General features: G+C 71.9%; 15 protein-coding genes and 2 pseudogenes. 8 read left to right on the plus strand and 9 right to left on the minus strand.

Features of this window, described 5'->3' with window-relative positions:
- Nucleotides 1-56 precede the first annotated feature (56 nt).
- Nucleotides 57-215, plus strand: a pseudogene (locus FHX78_RS38150) (IS1380 family transposase); the annotation flags it as partial.
- Here FHX78_RS38150 and FHX78_RS08990 read toward each other — a convergent pair.
- Complete coding sequence (locus FHX78_RS08990; RefSeq protein ID WP_167531722.1) at nt 197-1,447, minus strand: serine hydrolase domain-containing protein; 1,251 nt, start codon at nt 1,445-1,447, stop codon at nt 197-199. The pseudogene FHX78_RS38150 and the gene FHX78_RS08990 sit on opposite strands and share 19 nt — an antisense overlap.
- A gap of 153 nt (nt 1,448-1,600) precedes the next feature.
- Between FHX78_RS08990 and FHX78_RS08995 the strand changes: the two are divergent.
- Nucleotides 1,601-1,927 (plus strand): annotated as a pseudogene (locus FHX78_RS08995) (transposase); the annotation flags it as partial.
- 512 nt (nt 1,928-2,439) lie between these two features.
- On the opposite strand, the gene FHX78_RS09000 reads toward FHX78_RS08995, so the two are convergent.
- From FHX78_RS09000 to FHX78_RS09020, 5 genes are all read right to left on the minus strand, one after another.
- Nucleotides 2,440-6,969 (minus strand): DUF6531 domain-containing protein, encoded by a 4,530-nt coding sequence (locus FHX78_RS09000; protein WP_145866927.1) that lies wholly within the window; start codon nt 6,967-6,969, stop codon nt 2,440-2,442.
- Between the two features lie 23 nt (nt 6,970-6,992).
- Nucleotides 6,993-7,481, minus strand: a complete 489-nt coding sequence (locus FHX78_RS09005; RefSeq protein ID WP_145866928.1) for a hypothetical protein — start codon at nt 7,479-7,481, stop codon at nt 6,993-6,995.
- Nucleotides 7,478-8,062: an SseB family protein gene (locus FHX78_RS09010; protein ID WP_145866929.1), complete on the minus strand. Its 585-nt coding sequence runs from the start codon at nt 8,060-8,062 to the stop codon at nt 7,478-7,480. Before FHX78_RS09010 ends, FHX78_RS09005 begins: the two co-directional genes overlap by 4 nt.
- 142 nt (nt 8,063-8,204) lie before the next feature.
- Nucleotides 8,205-8,516, minus strand: coding sequence for a WXG100 family type VII secretion target (locus FHX78_RS09015; protein WP_145866930.1), 312 nt, complete (start codon nt 8,514-8,516; stop codon nt 8,205-8,207).
- 40 nt (nt 8,517-8,556) lie between these two features.
- Entirely contained in the window at nt 8,557-8,889 is a 333-nt protein-coding gene (locus FHX78_RS09020; RefSeq protein WP_145866931.1) for a WXG100 family type VII secretion target, read from the minus strand.
- A gap of 344 nt (nt 8,890-9,233) precedes the next feature.
- Here FHX78_RS09020 and FHX78_RS09025 point away from each other — a divergent pair, with 344 nt between their 5' ends.
- Nucleotides 9,234-9,545 carry a DUF397 domain-containing protein gene (locus FHX78_RS09025; protein ID WP_145866932.1) on the plus strand — a complete coding sequence of 104 codons (312 nt, stop codon included), beginning with the start codon at nt 9,234-9,236 and terminating at the stop codon, nt 9,543-9,545.
- Nucleotides 9,546-9,576: 31 nt separating this feature from the next.
- Here the strand turns inward: FHX78_RS09025 and mycP are convergent, their stop codons facing one another.
- A complete protein-coding gene (gene mycP / locus FHX78_RS09030) occupies nt 9,577-10,881 on the minus strand; it encodes a type VII secretion-associated serine protease mycosin (protein WP_145866933.1) in 1,305 nt (434 codons plus the stop codon).
- An 85-nt stretch (nt 10,882-10,966) separates the two neighbouring features.
- Nucleotides 10,967-12,493 carry a type VII secretion protein EccB gene (gene eccB / locus FHX78_RS09035; protein WP_145866934.1) on the minus strand — a complete coding sequence of 509 codons (1,527 nt, stop codon included), beginning with the start codon at nt 12,491-12,493 and terminating at the stop codon, nt 10,967-10,969.
- Between the two features lie 179 nt (nt 12,494-12,672).
- Between eccB and eccE the strand changes: the two genes are divergently transcribed.
- The 3 genes from eccE (at nt 12,673) to FHX78_RS09050 (ending at nt 18,542) form a co-directional block, all read left to right on the plus strand.
- Nucleotides 12,673-14,001 (plus strand): type VII secretion protein EccE, encoded by a 1,329-nt coding sequence (gene eccE / locus FHX78_RS09040; RefSeq protein ID WP_189908746.1) that lies wholly within the window; start codon nt 12,673-12,675, stop codon nt 13,999-14,001.
- The gene (locus FHX78_RS09045) at nt 13,998-14,795 is read left to right on the plus strand and encodes a hypothetical protein (protein WP_145866936.1); all 798 of its coding nucleotides are present in this window, start codon (nt 13,998-14,000) and stop codon (nt 14,793-14,795) included. The genes eccE and FHX78_RS09045 overlap by 4 nt, the downstream gene beginning before the upstream one ends.
- Before the next feature lie 420 nt (nt 14,796-15,215).
- Nucleotides 15,216-18,542, plus strand: a complete 3,327-nt coding sequence (locus tag FHX78_RS09050) for an SCO5717 family growth-regulating ATPase (protein ID WP_145866937.1) — start codon at nt 15,216-15,218, stop codon at nt 18,540-18,542.
- Between the two features lie 74 nt (nt 18,543-18,616).
- On the opposite strand, the gene FHX78_RS09055 is transcribed toward FHX78_RS09050, so the two are convergent.
- Complete coding sequence (locus FHX78_RS09055; protein WP_145866938.1) at nt 18,617-19,063, minus strand: Rid family hydrolase; 447 nt, start codon at nt 19,061-19,063, stop codon at nt 18,617-18,619.
- 92 nt (nt 19,064-19,155) lie between these two features.
- Here FHX78_RS09055 and FHX78_RS09060 point away from each other — a divergent pair, with 92 nt between their 5' ends.
- Together FHX78_RS09060 and FHX78_RS09065 are read left to right on the plus strand one after the other, a co-directional pair.
- Nucleotides 19,156-19,656, plus strand: a complete 501-nt coding sequence (locus tag FHX78_RS09060) for a MarR family winged helix-turn-helix transcriptional regulator (protein WP_145866939.1) — start codon at nt 19,156-19,158, stop codon at nt 19,654-19,656.
- A gap of 364 nt (nt 19,657-20,020) precedes the next feature.
- The gene (locus FHX78_RS09065; protein ID WP_145866940.1) at nt 20,021-21,886 is read left to right on the plus strand and encodes an ABC transporter substrate-binding protein; all 1,866 of its coding nucleotides are present in this window, start codon (nt 20,021-20,023) and stop codon (nt 21,884-21,886) included.
- The last annotated feature ends 7 nt before the right edge of the window (nt 21,887-21,893 follow it).

Raw genomic sequence — 21,893 nt, forward strand, 5'->3', positions numbered from 1 at the left:
TGAACTGATCTCCGCGGGCGTCTCATAGCAGCTGACCTTGCGCTTCCACCAAGCGGGCCGATATCGCGGTGCTGCGGGCCGAGTCGGCCGTGTTCGGGCCGGTCGCCTCCGACCTGACCGTCTCCCGGCTCGTCGACACCCTCGCCGCCGGCGGGATACTGGCCCCGACCGCCCTCCGCGCCGCCCGCGCCCCTGGTCACCCGCGCTTACGGTCGCCGCACACCGCCCGGTCCAGCAGGCGGACCGCGGCCTCCGCCTGCTCGAGGAGGCGCTTCTCGTCACCGAAGCGCGTGGTGAAGGCAGCGGCCGCGGCCGATACCCGGCCGTCGGGCGTGACGGCGGTCTCGGAGGCGGTGCCGAAGGAGGTGCCGCCGTGGTACCAGATCCCGCCCCCGCAGCCCTCGGCCGGGCGCCAGGCGAGGCCGAGCCCGTAGCGGGTCCTGTTGTCGGTGGCGTAGCCGGGCGCCGGGACGGTGGTGCGCATCTGCTCCAGCTGCTCCGGCGGCAGCAGCCGGCCGCCCATCAGGGCGCGCAGGAAGGTGTTCATGTCGCGGGTGGTGCTGATGATGCCGCCGTCCGCGCCGCCGCCCACGGCCAGCGTGGTGTCGGTGAGGTCGTCCCGGCCGGGGAACTGCGTGTACCCGGCGGCCGTCGGCATCGGCACGTACGGCGAGGTGTCCGGTATCAGCGTGCGGCGCAGCCCCAGCGGCTCGATGATCCGGTCGTGCACCTCCTGCGCCCAGGGGTTGCCAGTGGCCTTCTCGATGACCATCCCGAGCAGCACGTAGTTGGTGTTGGAGTACGCCCACTGCGTCTCGGCGCCCGGATCGTCCGCGTCCGGCAGCCAGCCGGGGGCGCGCTCCATCGCCATGGCGACCTGCTCCTCGGGGGTCTGCGAGCGGAACCGCTGTGCGTGGAAGCGCTCGGGTGTCAGCTCCGCCGGGTCCTCGAAGGCGATGTCCGTGTAGTTGGCCAGGCCGCTGGTGTGCTGGAGCAGGTTGCGCAGGGTGATGCGGCTGCCGTCGTTGCCGTTGCCGGCCACCACCCCGGGCAGCCACTGCTCAACGGTGTCGTCCAGGCTCAGTGTGTCCTCGCCGACGAGCTGGAGCGTGGCCACGGCCGTGAAGGTCTTGGTGTCGCTGCCGATGCGGTAGTAGGCGTCGAAGGGCACCCGGCCCCCGTCCTTCAGGCTCGCGGTGCCGGACCGGGCCTTCGTCTCGCGCCCGGCCGCGTCCCGGGCGAGCACCGTCAGCCCGGTGGCTCCCGTGTCCCGTACCGCGTCCGCGTCCCGCTGCAGCCGCGACCGCGCGTCCCCGCCGCCGGCGTCCATGGCCTCGGCCGTGGTGCCCGGCCCGAGAAGCGATGCGGTCCCGATCGTGGCGACCCCGGCCAGGGCCAGCCCCGCACGCCACCGTCCGGACCGGCCCCACCGGGTACTCTTCGTCATCTCCATGGCCGAAACGCTACGGAAGGCCGGTGCCCCGGACCATCCAGCTGGCTACCCGGTCGGGGGTGGTGCTGGCCCCCTAACCACCCGGCGGCCACCGCCCGCCTTGCCGCACCCCCTGCTGATTGTTCCGGTGAGAAGCAGCAACGCGTGATGGTGCGTTCTGAGAGGGCCTTCGATCTGTCCCATCCGTGTGTCCGCGTCGAGGGCAGCGGGCGCGGAGTGGTTGCGCAGGCCGGCGCGGTGCCGCTGGTCGAGACGGTCCGCAGGACCGGTTTGGATGCGGCGATATCGGCGGCGCTTGAGCCGTGGCGCGAGACTCGGGCGGTGCACGACCCGGGCAAGATCCTGCTGGAGCTGGATGTGGCGCTCGCGGTGGCGCTGGGCGGGGACTGCCTGGCCGATGTCGGACTGCTGCGTGCCGAGCCGGCCGTGTGCGGACCGGTCGCCTCGGACCCGACGGTCTTCCGGCTCGTCGACACCTCGCCGCCGGGGGTGCCCCTGTGTGTTTGGTCAACGGATCACAGTCGCGTTGTCGGCGATCCGGTGGTCTGGGCGCCGATCCGTCGGATCGCCGGAACGCTCGATAAGGCGCTTCCCGAGCGGAGCACGCTACGTCACGAACCAATCAGCTTCCTCCCTAAATTCATGACTTCCGTTGGGTTACTGCGTGCTACGCCTGTGGCACTTACTGGCCTGGGGTTTTCTGCTCTTCGGAGACCAGCACCACTCCGCGCGCCAGGATCGTCACCCCCGGCCCAGAGAAGACGACCTTCGCATTGTGAGGTGGATCAATGAAATCCACCCTCGCGCCGTAACGATAGATCTCTTCGAGCGTGACGTGCTGGTCAGCTTCAGCGGCGTCCGAAGGTGGAGCCGTCGTGAATTGATGGCCGGGGCGAACTACACCGCCTACGCAACGAACGACACAGACGGTGGAGTCACCCAGCCTTTCTTCGATTGAATGGATCTGCAATTTCCCTGACATGAACTCAGGTTCCATTCTTGTATGCCTCCGCAACGAAATTGGCTATCTGATCAGGCGTGAGCTTGGGTATGTCCCACTGAAGTGCGTCGCTGATTCCTTCATATGATTTCACTCGCGGTACATGTATACCCATCCCTTTGAGAATGTCGTGAGCAACGTCCACCGGGAGTTGGACGCTTGCCCGTCGGCCCAGTTCAGAAGCGTGCAGTCTGACGGCGACCTCGGCCTCGGCTCGAATGTACCCCGTCTCCAGCTGGACGCCTTCCAGTGCGCTCCGCGGAATCACCTGAACCACGGCCTCTCCGAATTGTTCCGAGTGTCTGGCGAAAGCTGTGGCCACACCCGGGTCGGTGGAGGTGGGTGTGAATCCTGAGTTTTGTGTTCCCTCACTGGCGTTGAAGCCCAGAGTCGTTCCTCGGAACAGATGCTCCTCATTGGGGCATCCCGCAGGTGCGAGCCCCAGGGGGTCGAACCACATATGCGGATTCGGGATGTAAGCGCGCGGATTCGGTGCCGGTGCCAGGCCCAGCGGATCCGGCGTCACATAGCGGGCCGTTTCCGGGTCGTAGTGGCGGAAGTAGTTGTAGTGGAGGCCCGTTTCGGGGTCGTAGTACTGGCCGGGGAAGCGGAGGGGGGTGTAAGTCGGGCTGTCGGCCGGCCAGGTGGTCGTGCCCCAGAGGGTGCTGCGGGTGCGCCAGGCGGTGTTGCCCTCGTCGTCGATCAGCTCCGTTGGGGTGCCGACGAGGTCGGTGACGATGGCGAAGAAGCGGGAGTCGATTTCCTGCTGAGGGGCGTCGGCGGCGGTGAGGCGCTCGGTCTGGGCGATGGGGTGGAAGCCCCGGTGGTCCCAGGTCAGGGTGACCGGGTGGGACAGGGCCGGGGAGGTCGTCGTCTGTTCGCAGAGGGTGGTGCCGTCCCAGGTGAAGCGCACCTCCTCCGTGATCGTCTCGCCGTCCTCCGCCAGGCGGAGTTTGGCCGTGCGGCGGCCCAGGGGGTCGTAGGTGTAGCGCCAGCGGGTGCCGTCGGGGGTGGTCACCGAGGTGAGGCGGTCTTCCGTGTCCCACTCGTAGTGCCAGGTGTCCGGCTTGCGGGAGAGGCGGGTCTTCTGACGCAGGACGATGCGGCCCAGGGAGTCGTGTTCGTAGCGGACGCGGCCGGCGCGGGTGATGCGGGTGCCGGTGTAGGCGCGTACGCCGGTGGCTTCCTGACCGGGGTGGGACGTCGGCCAGGAGGCCTGTGTCTGGTTGCCGGCCTCGTCGTAGGCGTACCGCTCCGTCCAGTTCTCGGCGTGCACCGCCGTCACGCGGCCCGCCGCGTCCAGGTCGAAGCGGCGCTCGCCGGTGAGTTGGTCGTCGATGCGGACCAGGGCTCCGTCGGCGCGGTAGGTGTAGGCGCGGTGCTGGAGGGAGCGGCCGTCGGTGCCGGTCACCGACTGGGATGTGAGGCGGCCCAGGGGGTCGAAGGTGTGCTCCAGGGTGACCGTTTCGCCTATGCGGCGGGTCAGTTCGCGGCCCGCCGGGTCGTAGGTGAAGTCGATCGCGCGGCCCGAGGCCGTCATGCCGGTGCGGCGGCCCGCCGGGTCGTAGGTCCACGTCGTGGTCGCGCCGGTCGGGGTGGTGCGGCCCGTGCGGCGGCCGAGGTCGTCGTAGGCGTGGGTCAGGGTGCGGTCGTCGACCGTCTCGGAGAGGGTGCGGCCGTGGGCGTCCCGCTGGATCGTCAGGGTCGCGCCGTCCGGAGCGGTGGCCTCCGCCAGTTGGTCGGTGACGTCGTAGGTGTACGTCGTGGTGCCGTCGGCGGTGTGCTTGCGGGTCACCTGGCCCAGGGCGTTGCGTTCGTACGACAGGGTCCGGGCCAGGGCGTCGCCGCGGGACGTCAGGCGGCCCGCCGCGTCGTACGAGTACGTGAGGGTGCGGTCGTCGAAGTCGGTTTCCGCGGTCAGTCGGCCGGCCGGGTCGTAGGTGTAGCGCCAGGTGAGGCCCTGTGGGTTGGTGACCTTCGTGAGGTTGAGTTCCGTGTCGTGTTCGAACTCGTGGCGCACGCCGTCCGGTCCCGTGCGGGCCGTCAGCAGGTCGAAGTGGGTGTACTCGAAGCGGGTTGTGCCGCCGAGCCGGTCGGTGTGGGTGGTGCAGTTGCCCTCGCCGTCGTAGGTCCACGACTCGGTGGTGCCGTCGGCGGCGGTGCGGCGGGCCAGGCGGCCCTCCACAGTCCATGCGAGGCGGGTCACGGCACCAGTGGGGTCGGTGATGGTGACGGGCCGGCCGAAGGTGTCGCGTTCGTACGACGTCGTCGCGCCGAGCGGGTCGGTGATGCGGACGGGGAGGCCGGCGTCGTCGCAGACGACGGTCGTGGTGTGGCCCAGGGGATCGGTGACAGCTGTCAGGTGGCCGCGCTCGTCGTGGGCGAAGCGGGTGGTGTGGCCCGTGGGTGTGGTGACGGTGGTTCTGTTGCCCCGGTCGTCGTAGGTCTGGTGGGTGGTCGTGCCGTCCGTGTTCCAGACGTTCACGGGGAGGTGGAGGGCGTTGTACTCCGCCCGGGACACGCGGCCGTCCGGGCGGATCACCGAGGTGAGGTTGCCTGCCTCGTCGTAGGTGAGGTGCGTCGTGTGGCCCAGGGGGTCGGTGCGGGAGAGCAGGCGGTTGTGGTGGTCCCGTTCGAAGCGGGTGATCGCGCCGAGGGGGTCGGTCTCGGCGACCACCTGGCACCGGTCGTCGACGAGGTAGCGGCGGACGTGGCCCGACCCGGTGGTGGCCGTGGTGATGCGCAGCCCGGTGTCGAGGGCGCGTTCGCCGTAGTGGAGGCGCAGGGTCATGTGGCCCTCGGTGCCGCCTTCGGCGACACAGCGGTCACGGTCGTCGTATGCGTAGGTGTAGCCGCGGTCGTTGGTGTCGGTCCAGGAGGTGATGCGGCCGGCCGGGTCGTAGGTGAAGCGCAGGGGGCGGCCGGAGGAGTTGGTGACCTCGGTGAGGTCACCGTCCGGCGAGTAGCCGTAGCGGATCAGTTCCTGGTCGGTTCCGTCGGGGCCCGCACCGGTCAGGTGCAGGGCCGTGATCCGGTGGTCCCGGGTGGTGATGCGGATGTGGTGGCCCGCGCTGTGGGAGAGCGCGGCCGGGGCGCCGGCGGGGTCGTACTCGACGGTGACGCGGTTGCCGTTACGGTCCTCGATCCGCTCGAGCGGGGCGTGGTCCTCCGCGCGAGTGGTGAAGTGGCGGACCGTACCCGTGAAGGGGTCGGTGACCGTGTAGCCGTCCTGTGTGGTGCGCAGGGGCCAGCGGGGGCCCTCCGTGGGGAGGGCGGTCTCGCCGGGCCCGGGGTGCGGGTAGGCGAGGAGCAGTCCGTGCTCGTCGACGAGGACGACGCGTCCGGGTTCGATCTCCAGGCGCTGGTCCACGGTGGAGGACCAGGACGGGCCGAACCAGCGGCCGGCGCGGTAGCCGGATTCGGCGCGCCGGGTGAAGACCAGGGGCAGGGCGCCGGGCAGGGCCACGTCGGTCTGCGGCAGGTACATCTTGCCGGTGGCCAGGTTGACGGGGTCGGTGGGGTCGTGGTGGGCGGGCGGGCTGTTGTCGCTGTGGGCGCCGCGTTCGCCGGCGTCGAGGTGGGATCCGGCGGTGCCCAGACCGGTGGGCCTGCCCACGCCGTTGGTGCCGTCGAGGCGGCGGGCCAGGCCGCTCGCTCCGCGCAGGCCGGCGCCGCCGGCCAGGCTGGGCGCCATGTAACCCAGCATGCGCAGCGGGTCCTTCTCGAACTGCTCCCAGGTGCTGGAGGCGCCCTGGTAGACGTCCTTGGAGAAGCCGACGGGGTCCCTGACCGCGCCGATGCCGCCGTCGAGGACCATCGCCCCGTCGTGGAGGTAGGCCTTCGGTTCGGTCAGCAGCCGGCCCGGGTTGACCGCCAGGCCGAACTCGACGAGGTCGTTCCAGCCGTCCTTCGCTCCGCCGGTGACCCGCTGCCAGCCGCTCGGACGCTTCGGGGCCTTCTCGGCGGCCTTGTGGAGGGTCCGCTTGGCGGTGCCCGCGGCTTTCGCCACCTCCTCCTGCGCGCCGTTGATCGCGGCGACCAGTTCGGCCATGGCGGTCCTGCCCGGGTCGGCCTCGGGGGGCCGGGTGGGCAGGGTGGTCGCGCCCGCCTTGACCGCCGTGTTGTAGTCGTCCACGGCCTGGGTGTACTGGCGGGAGAGGTCGCGGGCCACGGGTGCGTCGTGGTCGAGGATCTGCCGGGTGAGCCGCTGGGCTTCGTCGAGGACGTTCCGGTACGCCAGTACCGCGACGCCCGCTTCGACGAACGCGTGCATGGCGCCGTCGAGTTCCTTGGGCAGCTTCTTGACCGTCTTGCGGAACTCCTCCGCGGCCTCGCCCTGCCAGGGGTCGGTGTTGAGCTTGCGCAGTTGTTCCGCGCCCTCGCCGAAGTTGGCCGCCGCGGCGGCGAGTTTCTTCGTCAGCCGGTCGAGTGCGGAGGGCTTGCCCGGGATCCAGTCCTGGACGGTGTCTTCCGGGCCGATCCATATCCGGCGGAAGACGTACCGCTTGTCGGTCATGCTGGGCTCCCCCGCTCCTGCCGCTACCCCTGGCCCCGGTCCTCGCCGTCGCGGTCGACGGGCTCCAGACGGCCACGGAACTCGGTGCGCTTCTCGGTGATGCCGTGCTCCTCCAGGAAGGTGGAGACGGGGTGGTCCTCTTTGTACTGTTCCTGCCGTTCGAGCATCATGACCTTGTACCGGGCCTTGGTCTCGGCGACCAGGAAGTCGTTGATGGTGGCGCTCAGCGCGGAGACGATCACGTCGGCGTCGTCGGCGATGCAGCCCAGGCCGTGGCACCATTTGTCGAGGAAGTCGTTGACCGCGCCGGTCACTTCGCTCGCCCCGGTCCTGTCCTCTCCGGCCAGGGACGCGAGGTCGAACCTCGCCTCCGCGCGTTCCTTGGAGATCGCGCGGGCCGCGTCCGTGGACTCTTCGAGGGGCCGGGCGATCGACTGGAGGAACGTGACCTCCCACTTGAACTCGCCGCCGTCCGCGCCCCGCGGGATGAGCCAGCTCTGCCCGTCGCTCATGCGGCGCTGCCCCGTGGCCGGTACGAGACGTGCAGCACGGGCTCGGTCCTCGTGGCGGCCGACGAGAGCCGCACCGCGTGCTCGGCGGCGGGGTCCAGCCACACGTCGAGGCCGGGTGGCAGCAGGTCGAGGACGTCGGCGCCCGTCGTCGAGAACCAGGCTCCGCCGCCCGTGAACAGCTCGAACCGCTCCAGTGACGTGAACACCGGCACCAGCCGGTCGGGCGGCGTGACGCCGGCGGACGGGTCGGGCGCGGTCGCCAGGTCGAGGATGCGGGAGCCGCTGGACGTGCCGGCGGCGGGGCGTGCCGGTGCGGTGACCGTCAGGAAGCCCGGTTCTTGCGGGCGTTCGCAGTAGACGCGGGCACGCAGGAACGCGTCGAAGACGTCCTGCGGTGACGCCTCACCGGCCTTCGCCCGCCGTACGACCTCCGCCAGGCCGGCCGCCTCGTCCGGCGCGGTGCCGACCATGCCCTCCGGCTGCCGTGGCTCCGCCGGTGGCGTCGTGCCGGCGCTGCCCTCCGATGCCGTATCGGCGTCACCGGTCGCCGGTTCGTCGGCGCCGCCCCCGTTCGTACGCATGTGCCCAAAGATCACACACGCTCTTCGCGATGCGCAACGCGGCTGTGCGGGCGCGCACTTGTGCGCCGCGTGCGTACGGCGGGGAGGCGGCCCGGGGCCGGGCCGCCTCCCCTTCTCCGTCCGGGCGGGACGGTGCCGTCTCTCAGCCCATCAGCATGCGGAAGCGGGCCGCGTTGCCGTGGTCGGTGTCCTGGTAGCCGATGACCGACTGGTCCAGGAGCTGGGCGATGCGCGCCAGCTTCTGGCACATCTGGTCCATCTCCGAGCTGCTGCTGCGCTGGATCTCGGCGTAGGCGGTCTTGGCCTCGCCCTCCCAGGTCTCGGCGACGGCCTTGACCTTGCGCATGAGGATCTCGAGCTGCTCGGCCAGCTCCTTGGCCGTCTTGCGCACGTCCTGGGCGGCCTGGGTGACGGTGTCGTAGTTGACCGCAGTGCGGTCGTAGTTGACGCTCACTGTGTGTTCTTCTCCTGGTGGCGGGCGGCGCTGGGGCAGGTCAGGCGAGGTCGGTGATGCGGCTGGTGACCTGGTAGGAGTTGTCCACCCGGCGGATCTCCGTCACCCGCTCCTGCTCGTGGGAGGTGAAGCCCTTGACGCTCATCCGCATGACCTCCTCGAGGTCGACGAGGTCGTCCTGGATCTTCTTCAGGTGCTGGTTGACACCGCGCTGGACGGTGTCGAACTCCTTGCCCGCCGCGCCCTGCCAGCCCGCCTGGATCATGTCGACGACGCTGTTGAGCGACGTCACCCTGCTGCTCACGTCCGTGTGGAAGTCACGGATCCTGTCCGCGAGGTCCGTCAGGTCCGAGTCGCTGTAATTGACGCTCATGGTCTCTTGCCCTCCTCGTGAAGCACCGGTGGCTGGTCACCACCGTGACGGGCCGCCGTGGACGGATATCCAGGCTGTCCTGGCGGACAAGAACCGCTGCGCCCCCGCGCGACGCGTGGTCGCAGCCTCGCGCCGCCCCCGTGCCGTACCACACTCGTGGTACCCGGAGCCACTTTAGTCACTTGACATGGGGGTTCCAACTGCAAAGCGAATACAGGCCGGTTCGGGGCGGGTACTGTCCGCCAGAACCGCGTGATCCGGTCATCGGGCGGGCCCTCCCCGTGGAGGCGTTCAGTACGGTGACCGTGGATCGTACGTACGTCACGAAAGGACACCGTTCCGCCATGGCTGAGCTGCCGGACCAGGAACCCGAGACGCGCCAGGAGATCAGAGCGCGCAAGGAGCGCGAGCGGGACGAGTTGTACGCCCTGGACATCTCCGGCGTCGAGTGGCACAGCGCTCCGGGCACGGAGACGCACGAGGAGCGGGTGGAGATCGCCTACCTGCCCGGCGGTGCGGTGGCCATGCGGTCGTCGCTCGATCCGGCGACGGTGCTGCGCTACACGGAGGCGGAATGGCGTGCCTTCGTCCTGGGCGCGCGGGACGGCGAGTTCGACCTGGAGCCGTCGCCGGGGGGCCCGGCGGGCTCCGAGTGACGTCGTTCCGGGGCCGTGGGGGCCGGGGGCGTCACGCCCCTCGGTCCTCTCCCCGGCGGCGGCGCAGGTCGCGCAGGGCGACGGCCGTTCCGGCGATGACGGTGATCAGGACCGCGGTGATCCCCAGCGCGTAGGTGGCGTGGCGCTCGTCGCGTTCCGCCGGGGTCTCGGCCAGGGAGAACGGGGCCACGTCGGGGGCGCGGGCCTCGGTCGCGCCGGGGTCGGGGACGGGGGACGAGGGAGGGTCGGCGACGTCGGACTCCTGTACGGCGCGGACCGGGTCGACCACGCCCCAGCCGACGAAGTCGTCGTGTCCGTTGACGGAACGCTCCGCCGTCTGCTCGATCCGCGTGACGATCTGGGCCGTGCTCCAGTCGGGGTGCTTCTCCTTGAGCAGGGCCGCCACGCCGGCGACGAAGGGGGCGGAGAAGCTGGTTCCGCTGTCGGTGCACTGGCCGCCGCCGGGGACCGTGGAGACGATGTCGACTCCGGGTGCGGCCACTCCGACGAAGCTTCCGGCCTGGGAGAACGCGGCGCGTTCGTTGTTCCGGTCGGACGAGGCCACGGCCAGTACGCCGTCGAAGGCCGCCGGGTAGGTGTTCCTGGCCTTGCCGTCCAGACCGTCGTTGCCCGCCGAGGCGACCACGACGACCTTCCGCGCGATGGCCTCGCGGACGGCCTCGGCCAGGGCGGAGGTGGCGGACAGGGGCTTGGTGGTGTCCTGGGAGATGTTGATGACGTCGGCGCCCTTCGCCACGGCGTGGTCGATGGCCCGGGCCATGCTGTCGGAGTCACCGCTGCTGTCGGCGTCGTTCTGGCGGACGGGGATGACGGTGGCGTTCGGGGCCAGACCGACGAAGCCCGTTCCTTCGCGGGGCCGGGCCGCGATGATGCCCGCGACCTTGGTTCCGTGTCCCACCTCGTCGTTGGTGGGGTCGCCGCCCTTGCCCCCGGCGAGCAGGTCCAGTCCGGCCGCCTTGTCGACGGCCGTCGCGAGCTGGGGGTTCTCGTCGTCGACGCCCGTGTCGATGACCGCCACCCGCACTCCCTTGCCCTTGTCGGTGCCCTGCCAGAGCTCGTCCAGCAGTACGCGCTGGAGCGACCAGGGGCGTGCCTTGAACTGTTTCTCGCTGGGATAGGTGCACGCACCGCTGCCGGCGAGCCGGACGCGCTCCCCGGGGTGTCCCGGCACGCCCTGGGCGGACGCGGGCGCGCTGCCTCCTAGGGCGGGCACGGGCGCGCTGCCTCCGAGGGCGAGGGCGGGCGCGCCGGCTCCGAGGGCGGGCAGGAGTACGGCGAGTACGGCGGCCGGCAGAGCGGCCTTGGTCGGCGTCACCGGTACGGTCCCTTTCGAGTGTGCGTGCGTGCGAACGGTTGCGTGCCGGGGGTGCGGCGGTCGTGGCTGCGCACGCGCGGCCGGGTCACGAACCCTGTGGCTGCCGGGCGCTGTTGGTGTCGAGGCGGGGCCCCTTCGCCAGGAACTCGGACCAGGCCAGCGGAACCTTCGTCGGCCGGACGTTCCGGTAGCCGAGCTTGGCCTGGGCCTCGCTGGGCTCGGGAGTTCCGTCGCGGCCCTTGCGCTGCCCATCGGCACCGATGTCCGAGGCCTCGCTGTCGCTGTCGCCGTTCGCCTGAACGGCGTACCGCAGTCCGGTGTCCGTCACGAGGAAGAGTGATCCGGCCTCGGACGCCATGCCCTGGATCTGTGTGTAGAGCTGGCCCGTCCCCGGGGTGACGTACGTGCTCGTGCCGTCGGCCGTGGTGCCGACGGGATAGCCGCTGCCCGCCCAGGTGCTGAGGGAGGTGGAGTTGTCCTCGCCGACGCCGCGCAGCACGCTGCACACCGTGTCCCGCCCGCCGTCCGCGGAGTTGACCTGGCGGACCCGCCGGTCCGGCCAGTCGGCGGGCCGGCCCCCGAAGGGTTCCGTGTCGGCGGTGAAGTCCTGCAGACCCACGGTGCGGGCCTCGCCGTTCAGGTTCAGCACGGCCGTCTGCGGCGAGGAGATCAGCAGCCAGGCGGTGAACTCGCTGACCGGCCGCACCTTGCCGGGGAGCACCACGTAGTGCTGGGTCCCCTCGCCGGTCTCCGTCCGGAGGACCATGCCGACCCTGTTCTCGTCCGCCGACAGCTGTCCCGGCACGCCCGCCGGGTCGCCGACCCCGGACGGCAGCACCGGGAAGCGGATCGGGTCGCCCTCGTGGAGGGTGGCGAGCCACTCCTCGGTGACGGGCTGGGGCTTGCGGGAGCCGACGAGGGCGATGGTCAGCGGGTCGGTCTCCGCTCCGGTGACGGCGTACGCGGTTCCGTGCGCGTCGACGAGGAAGCGGTCGCCGGTACGGGTCGTCACGTACAGGGCCTCGCCGCCGGAGAGCCGTTCCGGTCCGTCGGTCCTCTTCTCGTCGGGACCGGCGAGTACGAACGCCGCCTCCTGCACCGTCCCGTTGCCGTCCTTGCCGCCGGGCTGCTCGCACACGGCCCAGCGCTTGGCCCGCCCGGCCTCGTCCGGGGAGGGCAGGCGGTCGGGTGCGTAGGGGACGCCGAGGATCGGTCCGCGCGGCAGTTCGCCGGAGTCGAGGATCTTGTCGCTGACCTGCACGACCTGGTACTGCGCGTCGTTCATCAGCAGGCGCGCCGAGGCGAGGTTGAGCACCGGGTGCAGACGCTCGACGCCGTCAGTCTTGAGGACGACGTAACGGGTCGTCGACTGCTTGCCCACGATCACCCGCGTACCGGGTTCGTCCCAACCGGGAGGAGCGGTGGGCTTGAACATGCCCCACGCCCCGAAGACGCCCAGCACCAGCACGCCGGCCACCAGGCTCGGCACGACGGCCCGCAGCGGCCTGGGGGCTCCCTCCTCGGATCCCGACGGTGAGGGCTGCAGAAAGGCGGCCAGCATGCGCCGCTTCGCGAACGTGTAGGCGTTGAGTTCGTCCCGCCGTGATGCCATGAGTGACTGCCGCTCCCCCGATACCGCCCCGGGGTCCCAGTCCCCGGCCGCCCGTTGTCGGACCGGCCCCCTACTATGCCTGGTGATCGTCCGTGTGCGTGGAGCAGGTGGGGTACGCGGGCTTTCCGAGCCGTAGTGGTGTTGTTGCTCGGGCTGTTGTGACCAGAGCGGGGGATGGAGTGAGGGCTTCGGGGACGCGGGCGCGTGGTCCGGCGGGCGTGCGGGGAGCGTCTGCGGACGGGCGCGGAGGGAGCGGGCGGCCGTCGGCCGACGGGCCGTCCGCGCGGGGTTCGCTTCGGCTCGGGGCGCGTCCGGGACAAGGCGGTTCGTTCCGGTTGCAACGGCTCGTGCTGTTGGAGATCGCGGCGGCCGCCCTGCTCGTGGGCTGGGTGATCGGGCCGGTGGCCCTGGTTCCGGGCGGGGCCGTCGCCGTCGCGCTCGTGGCGCTCGCCCTGGTCCGCCGCCGTGGGCGCTCGCTGCCCGAATGGCTGGCCACCGCGCGGGCGTTGCGGGCGCGGCGCGGGCGCGCCGCGACGGCGGAGGTGGCGCCGGGGACCGAGCCGGGCCTGGTTCCGGTACTGGAGTGCGACCCCGCCCTGCGGACGTACTCCCACGGCATACGGGACCGCCGGCCCGTGGGGATGATCGGGGACGGCACCTTCGTCACCGCGGTCGTGCGCGTGGAGGCCGGTGTCACCGCGCTGCGCGCGGAGCGCGGCCGGCAGCCGCTGCCGCTGGCTCTGGTGCGGGACGCCCTGGAAGTGGACGGGATCCGGCTGGAGTCGGCGCAGGTCGTGCTGCACACGCAGCCCGCTCCCGCCCTGCACCTGCCGCAGCAGTCCGTGGCGGTCGCCAACTACGCGCCGTTGCAGGAGCAGGTCGCGGCGCCCGCGGTGCGCATCACGTGGATCGCGCTGAAGCTGGACCCCGAACTGTGTCCCGAGGCGGTGGCCGCGCGGGGCGGCGGGCAGGCCGGAGCGCAGAAGTGTGTCGCGCGTGCGGCACACCACCTCGCCAGCCGGCTGACGGGGGCGGGGTTCCGGACGACCGTCCTGGACGAGGAGGAGCTGATCGCCGCGCTCGCCACGTCGGCGGGCGCCAATCCGCTGGTGACGGCGGAGGCGGGGCGGACCGGGGCGAGGGAGCGGCGGACCGAGGAGTCCGGCCGCAGCTGGCGCTGCGACAACCGCAGGCACACGACGTACTGGATACGCCGCTGGCCCGGGGCGGGCGGCGACAGCGGGCCGTCGCTGCCCCGGTTCGTCGCGCGCGTCACCGCCGTGCCCGCGCTCGCCACCACCTTCAGCCTCACGCTCACGCCCGGTCAGGGGCAGGAGGTGTCCCTGCGCGGCCATCTGCGGGTGACCGGGCGGAGCGACGACGAACTGGCGGCCGCGCGCCGCGCGTTGGAGGACGCCGCGCGGCAGGCCGGTGCGGGCCTGGTCCGTCTGGACAGGGAACAGCTCCCCGCCATGCTGGCCACACTGCCGCTGGGAGGTGCGCGGTGACGACACCCACCACGGGGACGGCCGGCGATCCCCCGGCGTACGGTCCCGCCGACGGGGGCGCCCCGTCCCCGGACCGGCCGGCAGCGGTCCGCAGGCTGCTCAGCGGGTTCGGGCTGATCGGGCCCCGGCACGGGCGGCATGTGCTTCCCGCCGACCAGGTGGACACGCTGTCGCTGCCGATCGGGGACGACGGGGTCATCGCCGGTGTGGACGCCGGGGGACGGCCCGCGGTGCTCGGGCTCAACCGGCCCACACCGTACGACGTCGTGCTGATCGGCGGGCTGTGGACGGCCCAGGTGCTCGCCCTGCGGGCGGCGGCGACGGGGGCCCGTGTCGCCGTGGAGACGGGACGTCCGCAGTCCTGGTTGCAGATGGTGCATGCCATGGGGGGCGGGCAGAACGGGCTGGCGGTGCACGACGTGGGACGGGTGCCGCCGCAGGGCGCGTCCGCGGGGACACCGGTGCTGGTGGTGCGGGACTGCGGCATGCGGCCGCCCCGGGGACGGGTCGTCTCCGGTCCCTGGCAGTCGGTGCTCACGCTGCTGCCGTACCTGAGTCCCGTCGCTCCCGGGCTCCTTCGGCGGGCGCGGCTGGCGGGCATCCAGCGGGTCTCTCCCGACGAGGCCACGGAGCTGGGCCGCACCATGGGGCTCTCGCCGGCGGAGGTGGAGTCGCTGCCCACCCTCGCCGACGGCGTGACGCTCTGGTGCGCCGACGGCGACCGGCAGTACGTGACGACCCGGCCCACGGATGCCGAGACCGGGCTGCTGGGCACGCCACGGCGCATGGACTGACCGGCCCCCGACGGGAGATGCGCGGGGACCCGGGTCCCCGCCCGCTGTTCGCCTCATGTGCACTTGTCCTGCGCACTTGTCCAAGTGACGGCCCTTCACACCCGGTTTGTACGGTGATGCCGGGTGATCGCCTCTCGGTTGTGTTCCATTCGTCGGCGCGAACCGGCGCGAAGGGCCGAGGAGGGTGGACGCTGGACGGACGGGCCTGCCGATGTGGGGCGTGTGGTGATTAGGCTGGGAGTGGGCGTGACGCCGGAACCCGTGACCCGGGCGGCGGCGTCCCGGGTGAGAGCGGGGGAAACCGGTGGCATCGGACGACCTCGCACGACCTCGAACGGCTCCGGACCGCGGAGCACTTCGGACGACGAGCACGGTCGTCCCAGCACGGCATGAGGGTGCACGACCACACCAGGAGGAACTGTGAGCAGCGACCGGGACGGGACGCGCGGGGGCTGGGCGACACCCGGCGATGACCAGCCCGACGCGGAGTCCGCCATCGAGACGACGGGCGAGTTCACCATCGACTACGCACCGCCGGCCTGGTACACGCAGAACGCTTCGGGGAGTTCGGACTCGGGAGCGGCGTCGCCCGCTTCCTCCGCTTCCTCCGCTTCTTCCTCTTCTTCTTCCGATTTCGGTTCCGGTTCCGGTTCCGGCAGTTCTTCCGGTTCGTCGCCTTCCTCGTCTTCCTCGCCCTCTTCGCCCGCCTCGTCTCCTTCGCCCACCTCGCCCACTTCGGTTCCTTCGGTTCCTTCCCCCAACGGGCCCGTTCCGCCGCTGCCCGGGCTGACTCCGCCGCCGCACGCGGTGGGGGCCTCGGGGCCGTCCTCGTTTCCGGCGCCGGCTCCGGGGGCGCCCTTCACGCCCCCCGCACCCGCGCCTGCACCGAGCGCCCCCTTCACGCCGCCCGCGCCGTTCACCCCGCCCGCGCCGCCTTCCGGGGGACCGGTGGCCGTGCCCAGGCTTCCGGTGGGAAGCGGGTTCGAGCCGCAGCGGCCGGAGCCGGAAGGGGAGGACCAGCGCACGGAGTCGGGTTCGGCCTCCCCTGCGGCCGTGCCGGACATCCCGGTCGGGGGGTTCCAGTCGTCGTGGTCCGCACCGGCGGCCGCGGGGAACGCGGAGAAGCGGAGCGACAACGGTGACCTGGAGAGCGGTGCCACGATCCGCTTCTCCGCCGCCGCGCTGAAGCGGGAGATCGCCGAGCCGCCGGCGGCGGCTACCGAGGCCGAGGCCGAAGCCGGGACCACGGCGGTCGCCGACGCGGCGGAGGTGCGGCCGGAGCCGGCCGGTGACGCGGAGACGGACGACGGCGGGAGCGCCACGGCCTCCGCCGACGGGGAGGCGCCGGATGCGGCGATCGCGGAGGAGTCCTCCGACGCGTCCGACGGGACGGCCGCCGAGGAGGCGGAGGGGACGGCGGATGCGGAGGGGTCCGAGGACGTCGTGGCCGAGGGCCTGACAGCCGACGACTCCGGATCCCCGGTGACCGACGTGGAGGACGAGGGCGCGCCCGAGGAGCCGGAGGCCGCGCCCGAGGACGCGGTGCCCTCGGAGGACGTACCGCCGGCCGACGAGCCCGAGGACGCCAAGCCGGTGACCGACGCCGTGCCCGGCGCCGCCGTCCCGGCCGCGTCCGACGCCCCGACCGCCTGGACCCCCGCTCCCCCGGCGCCCCAGGTGCCCCCGGCCTACCCCGCCGCTCCCGCGCCCGCGAGCCAGTGGCCCGTACAGCCACCGCAGGCCCCGCCGGTTTCCGCGCCGCCGGTGGACGCGGGCGGGGCCGGGCAGCCGGGGTCCCAGCCCGCGGCCGCCCAGGAGCAGCCGGGCGGTCCTGGCGCCCAGCAGCCACCGTTCCAGCCGCAGGCGCCGCAGCCGGCGCCCGCCGCGTGGAACCCGCCCGCCGCCCCGGTCCAGCCGGCACAGCAGCCCGGCCCGCAGCCCGGGTACGGGTTCCCGCCGGCCGGAGGCCCCGGTGCTGCGGCCCCGCAGCCTCCCGCTCCGCAGCCGCAGACCCCGCCCGCGCCTGCCCCGCAGGCCGGATACGGCTTCCCGCAGCCGGCCGGGTACGGCTTCCCGCAGCCGGGCACCCCGCAGCACCCCGGGCAGCCTCCCGCGCCCCAGGCCGGTTACGGCTTCCCGCCGGCGGGAGCGCCTGGTGCGGCCGCACCGCAGCCCGACACCCCGGCCGCTCCCGCACCCACGCCTGCCCCGCAGGCCGGATACGGCTTCCCGCCCGCAGGGCCCGCCCCCGCGACGCCTGCTCCCCCGGCCCAGCCCGGCGGTTACGGCTTCCCCCTGCCGCCGCAACAGCAGCCCCAGCAGCCGGGCATGCCGCCGCAGCAGCCCGGGGTACCGCCTCAGGCACAGGCCCCGCAGCTCCCCCAGACCCCGCACGCCGGGCAGGTGCCCCCGCAGGCCGGGCAGGTGCCGCCCCAGGCCGGGCAGGTGCCGCCGCAGCAGCCCGTCGATCCACGGACCGGGGCCGCCTGGCCGCAGCCGATTCAGCACGACCAGCGGCAGCCGACCAACCCCGGTGCCGCGCCCCTCGGTTACACCGCGGCCGTGGAGCTGTCCTCGGACCGGCTGCTCAACAGCAAGCGGCAGAAGGCGAAGAGCAGCCGCCCGGCGGCCGGCGGGTCGCGTTTCAAGCTGGGCGGGAAGAAGGAGGAGGCCGAGCGGCAGCGCAAGCTGGAGCTGATCCGTACGCCGGTGCTCTCCTGCTACCGCATCGCCGTCATCAGCCTCAAGGGCGGTGTCGGCAAGACGACCACGACCACCGCGCTCGGTTCGACGCTCGCCACCGAGCGGCAGGACAAGATCCTGGCGATCGACGCCAATCCGGACGCCGGTACGCTCGGCCGCCGTGTGCGGCGCGAGACCGGGGCCACCATCCGTGACCTCGTCCAGGCGATCCCGTACCTCAACTCGTACATGGACATCCGGCGGTTCACCTCGCAGGCGTCCTCCGGTCTGGAGATCATCGCCAACGACGTCGACCCGGCGGTGTCCACGACGTTCAACGACGAGGACTACCGGCGCGCGATCGACGTGCTCGGCAAGCAGTACCCGATCATCCTGACGGACTCCGGCACGGGTCTGCTCTACAGCGCGATGCGCGGGGTGCTGGACCTCGCCGACCAGTTGATCATCATCTCCACGCCGTCCGTGGACGGTGCGAGCAGCGCCAGCACGACGCTGGACTGGCTGTCGGCGCACGGGTACGCGGATCTGGTCTCGCGGTCCCTCACCGTCATCTCCGGGGTGCGCGAGACCGGAAAGATGATCAAGGTCGAGGACATCGTGGCGCACTTCGAGACCCGGTGCCGGGGCGTGATCGTCGTACCGTTCGACGAGCACCTGGCCGCGGGTGCGGAGGTCGACCTCGACATGATGCGGCCGAAGGTGCGGGAGGCGTACTTCAACCTCGCGGCGATGGTCGCCGAGGACTTCGTCCGTCACCAGCAGTCGCACGGGCTGTGGACCTCGGACGGCAACCCGCCGCCGGTCGCCGCCCCGCCGATGCCGGGCCAAGGGGTCCCCGGCCAGCCCTTCCCCGGTCAGCCGCCCTTTCCCGGTCACCCCGTTCCGGGCCACTCCGTCCCCGGTCAGCCCATGCCCGGCCAGCCGGGCCCGTACCCCCAGCAGTCGGGACAGCCCCCGGCGCAGCCCGGCCACCCGTATCCGCAGGTCCCGGGCCAGCCCTATCCGGCGGCCCCGCCCGGGCAGCAGCCGCCCCCGCAGCAGTAAGGGGCGCTCCGACGCGGCAGGGGCGGGTCTCCCGGGTGACGGGAGACCCGCCCCTGCCGCTGTTCGCGGCGGGGTCAGCCCTCGTGGCCGACGACGGCCGTGACGCGGATCTCGACGCGCATGCCCGGTGCGCCGAGCGCCGCCACCCCGATCTGCGTCCAGATGGGCGCGCGCTCACCCATGCGCCGGCGGAACTGGTCGACCATGACCCGGTTGTGGTCCTCACCGATGGAGTCCGTGGCGCCGGGGATGTGGAACGAGTCCACGGCGATGACGTCGCGCCAGGTGGCGCCCGCCTCGGCGAGGGTCCTTTCGACGTTGTCGAAGGCCCGGACGATCTCGTCCTCCAGGGCCTCCGGGAAGTTCGTGTCGTCGTCCCATCCCCCCTGGCCCGAGATCTCGACACGGTCGCCGACGCGCACCGCCTGGCTGTAGTGCAGCAGGTCCAGGTGTTTCGGGCCGTAGCCGGGGGTGACGAAGAACTCGGGGGCACGGGAGACGTCCGTGGTGGTGCCAGACATGGGGAAATCCTCTCGATTGACTTCACGCATGAAGTGAACGTACCACGGTTGACTTCACGCATGAAGTCATGCCCGATTGGTAACCTGTCCGGATGAGCAGTGCCCCAGTCCCCGACCCCGGCGGTGCCGCGCCCGACGAACCCCAGTGGCTCACCGCGGACGAGAAGGAGGCCTGGACCGGCCTGATCTCACTCGTCCTGCTGCTGCCGGGGCGGCTCGAGTCGCCGTTGCAGCGCGAGGCCGGTCTCACGCTCTTCGAGTACCTGACCCTCAGCCACATCTCCGAGACCCCGGAGCACCGGCTGCGCATGAGCGAGCTGGCGTATCTCACGAACGGCTCGCTCTCCCGGCTGTCCAACGTCGTCAAGCGGTTCGAGGCGCGCGGGTGGGTCGAGCGTTACCCCGACCCCGACGACGGCCGCTTCACCATCGCCGCCCTGACCGACGCGGGCTACGAGGTCGTCGTCGCGGCCGCGCCGACCCATGTGGACGCGGTGCGCCGGCTGGTGCTCGACCCGCTGACCGCCTCGGACCAGCGCGCCCTGGCCCGCATCGCCGCCAAGCTGCGGACACGACCGGTCGACCTGGCCTAGGTGAGCGACCGGGCGGACCGGCGGCCCCCTGACCGGCGGCCCCCGACCGACCGCCCCTCCCGACCGACCGCCCCTCCCGACCGGCCGTCCCTCCCAGCCTGCGGTTCCCTCCCAGCCTGCGGTTCCCTCCCGACCTGCGGTTCCCTCCGGTCTCGGTCCGGGGAATCCGCCGTCAGGCGTTGGCCAGGGACGCGTCAGTGGTCTCGACCAATGGGTGGCGCCCATGTGCGTCAACTCCTCGTTTTCGCAGGCCACATGGGGTGCGCGCGCCGTTGACGCTCCCTGCTGTCGCTGATAGACACACTCATCACTCCTCTGATCAGCCCGTCCTTCCCGTGCGAGCGATGACACGAGGTCAGCGACCATGGACACGAACGATCAGTACGGCGTCCGGCACCGCACCCCCGGCCGCATCCGGTTCGTCGTCGCGGCCGGCGCCGCGGCGCTCACCCTCACCGCCGGACTCGCCACCCCCCTCAACCCGGCGCCGCACCGGGCCGGCGCGGCGGACGACGGCACGAAGGTGCTGACCGTCGCGGTGGCGCAGAGCGTCGACTCGCTCAGCCCGTTCCTGGCCGTACGGCTGCTCAGTACGAGCATCCACCGGCTCACCTACGAGTACCTCACGAACTACGACGCCGAGGACAACCACGTCGTCCCCGGCCTGGCCACCGCGTGGGAGTCGTCGCCGGACAAGCTGACCTGGACGTACACCATCCGGTCCGACTCCATGTGGTCGGACGGCGAGCGGGTCACCGCCGAGGACGCGGCCTGGACGTTCAACACGATGATGAACGACCCGGGCGCGGCCACCGCCAGCGGCAGTTTCGTCGCCAACTTCGAGGAGGTCACCGCCCCGGGCCCGACCGAGCTGGTCATCAGGCTGAAGAAGCCGCAGGCGACGATGACGGCGCTGGACGTGCCGATCGTGCCCAAGCACGTGTGGGAGAAGGTCGACGACTTCTCGGAGTTCAACAACGACGAGGGCTTCCCGGTCGTCGGCAACGGCCCCTTCGTCCTCACCGACTACAAGGCGGACAGCCATGTGCGGCTGAGGGCGAACAAGGACTTCTGGCGCGGCGCGCCGAAGTTCGACGAGCTGGTCTTCCGCTACTACAAGGACCAGGACGCGGCGGTGTCCGCCCTGCGCAAGGGCGAGGTGTCCTTCGTCGCCGGGTCGCCGTCCCTGACGCCCGCCCAGGCCACCTCGCTGAAGGGCGAGAAGAACATCCGCGTCAACGACGCCCCGGGCCGCCGCTTCTACGCCCTGGCCACCAACCCGGGCGCGCGGGCGAAGAACGGCGAGAAGATCGGTGACGGGCATCCGTCGCTGCTCGACCGGCGGGTGCGTCACGCGCTGTTCATGGCGGTGGACCGGAAGACCCTCATCGACAAGGTGTTCCAGGGGCACGCCGTCGAGGGCGCCGGTTACATCCCGCCCCGCTTCTCCGACTACTTCTGGGAGCCCTCGCCCGAGCAGGAGCTGGCGTACGACACGGCGGAGGCGGCCCGGCTGCTGGACCGGGCCGGCTACCGGAAGAACGGCGACGGCCGGCGCGTCGGCAAGGACGGCGAGCCGATCGACTACCGGGTGCTGTGCCACGCCACCGACCCCAACGACAAGGCGGTCGGCCAGTACCTCCAGGAGTGGTGGGGCGACCTCGGTATCGGCGTCACGCTCAACTGCCTGGACAACGTGACCGATCCCTGGCTGGCCGGCGAGTACGACCTTGCCTTCGACGGCTGGTCGGTCAACCCGGACCCCGACTTCGTGCTGTCCCTCCACACCTGCGCGGCGCTCCCGGCGACCCCGGAGGAGACCGGCGCGACCGACAACTTCATCTGCGACAGGACCTACGACGAGCTGTACGCCCGGCAGCTCGCCGAGTACGACGCCGGCAAGCGGGCGGACATCGTCCGACAGATGGAGTCGCGGCTGTACGACCTCGGGTACATGAACGTCATGGCGTATCCGAACGCGGTCGAGGCCTACCGCACGGACCACATCGAGTCGATCACCACCATGCCGGCGAGGGCGGGCAACATCTACGGGCAGGACGGCTACTGGAGCTGGTGGTCGGCGGTGCCGGCGGCGGACTCCGGGGACGGTGACGGTGGTTCGTCGTCGACGGGCGTGGTGGTCGGGATCGTCGCGGGTGTCGTCGTCCTCGCGGGGCTGGGGGCTATCGCGGCGGTGCGGCGGCGGGCCACGGCCGAGGACCGCGAGTAGGCGGCGG

Origin of the sequence: Streptomyces capillispiralis (genome assembly GCF_007829875.1) — a bacterium.
Classification (GTDB): domain Bacteria; phylum Actinomycetota; class Actinomycetes; order Streptomycetales; family Streptomycetaceae; genus Streptomyces; species Streptomyces capillispiralis.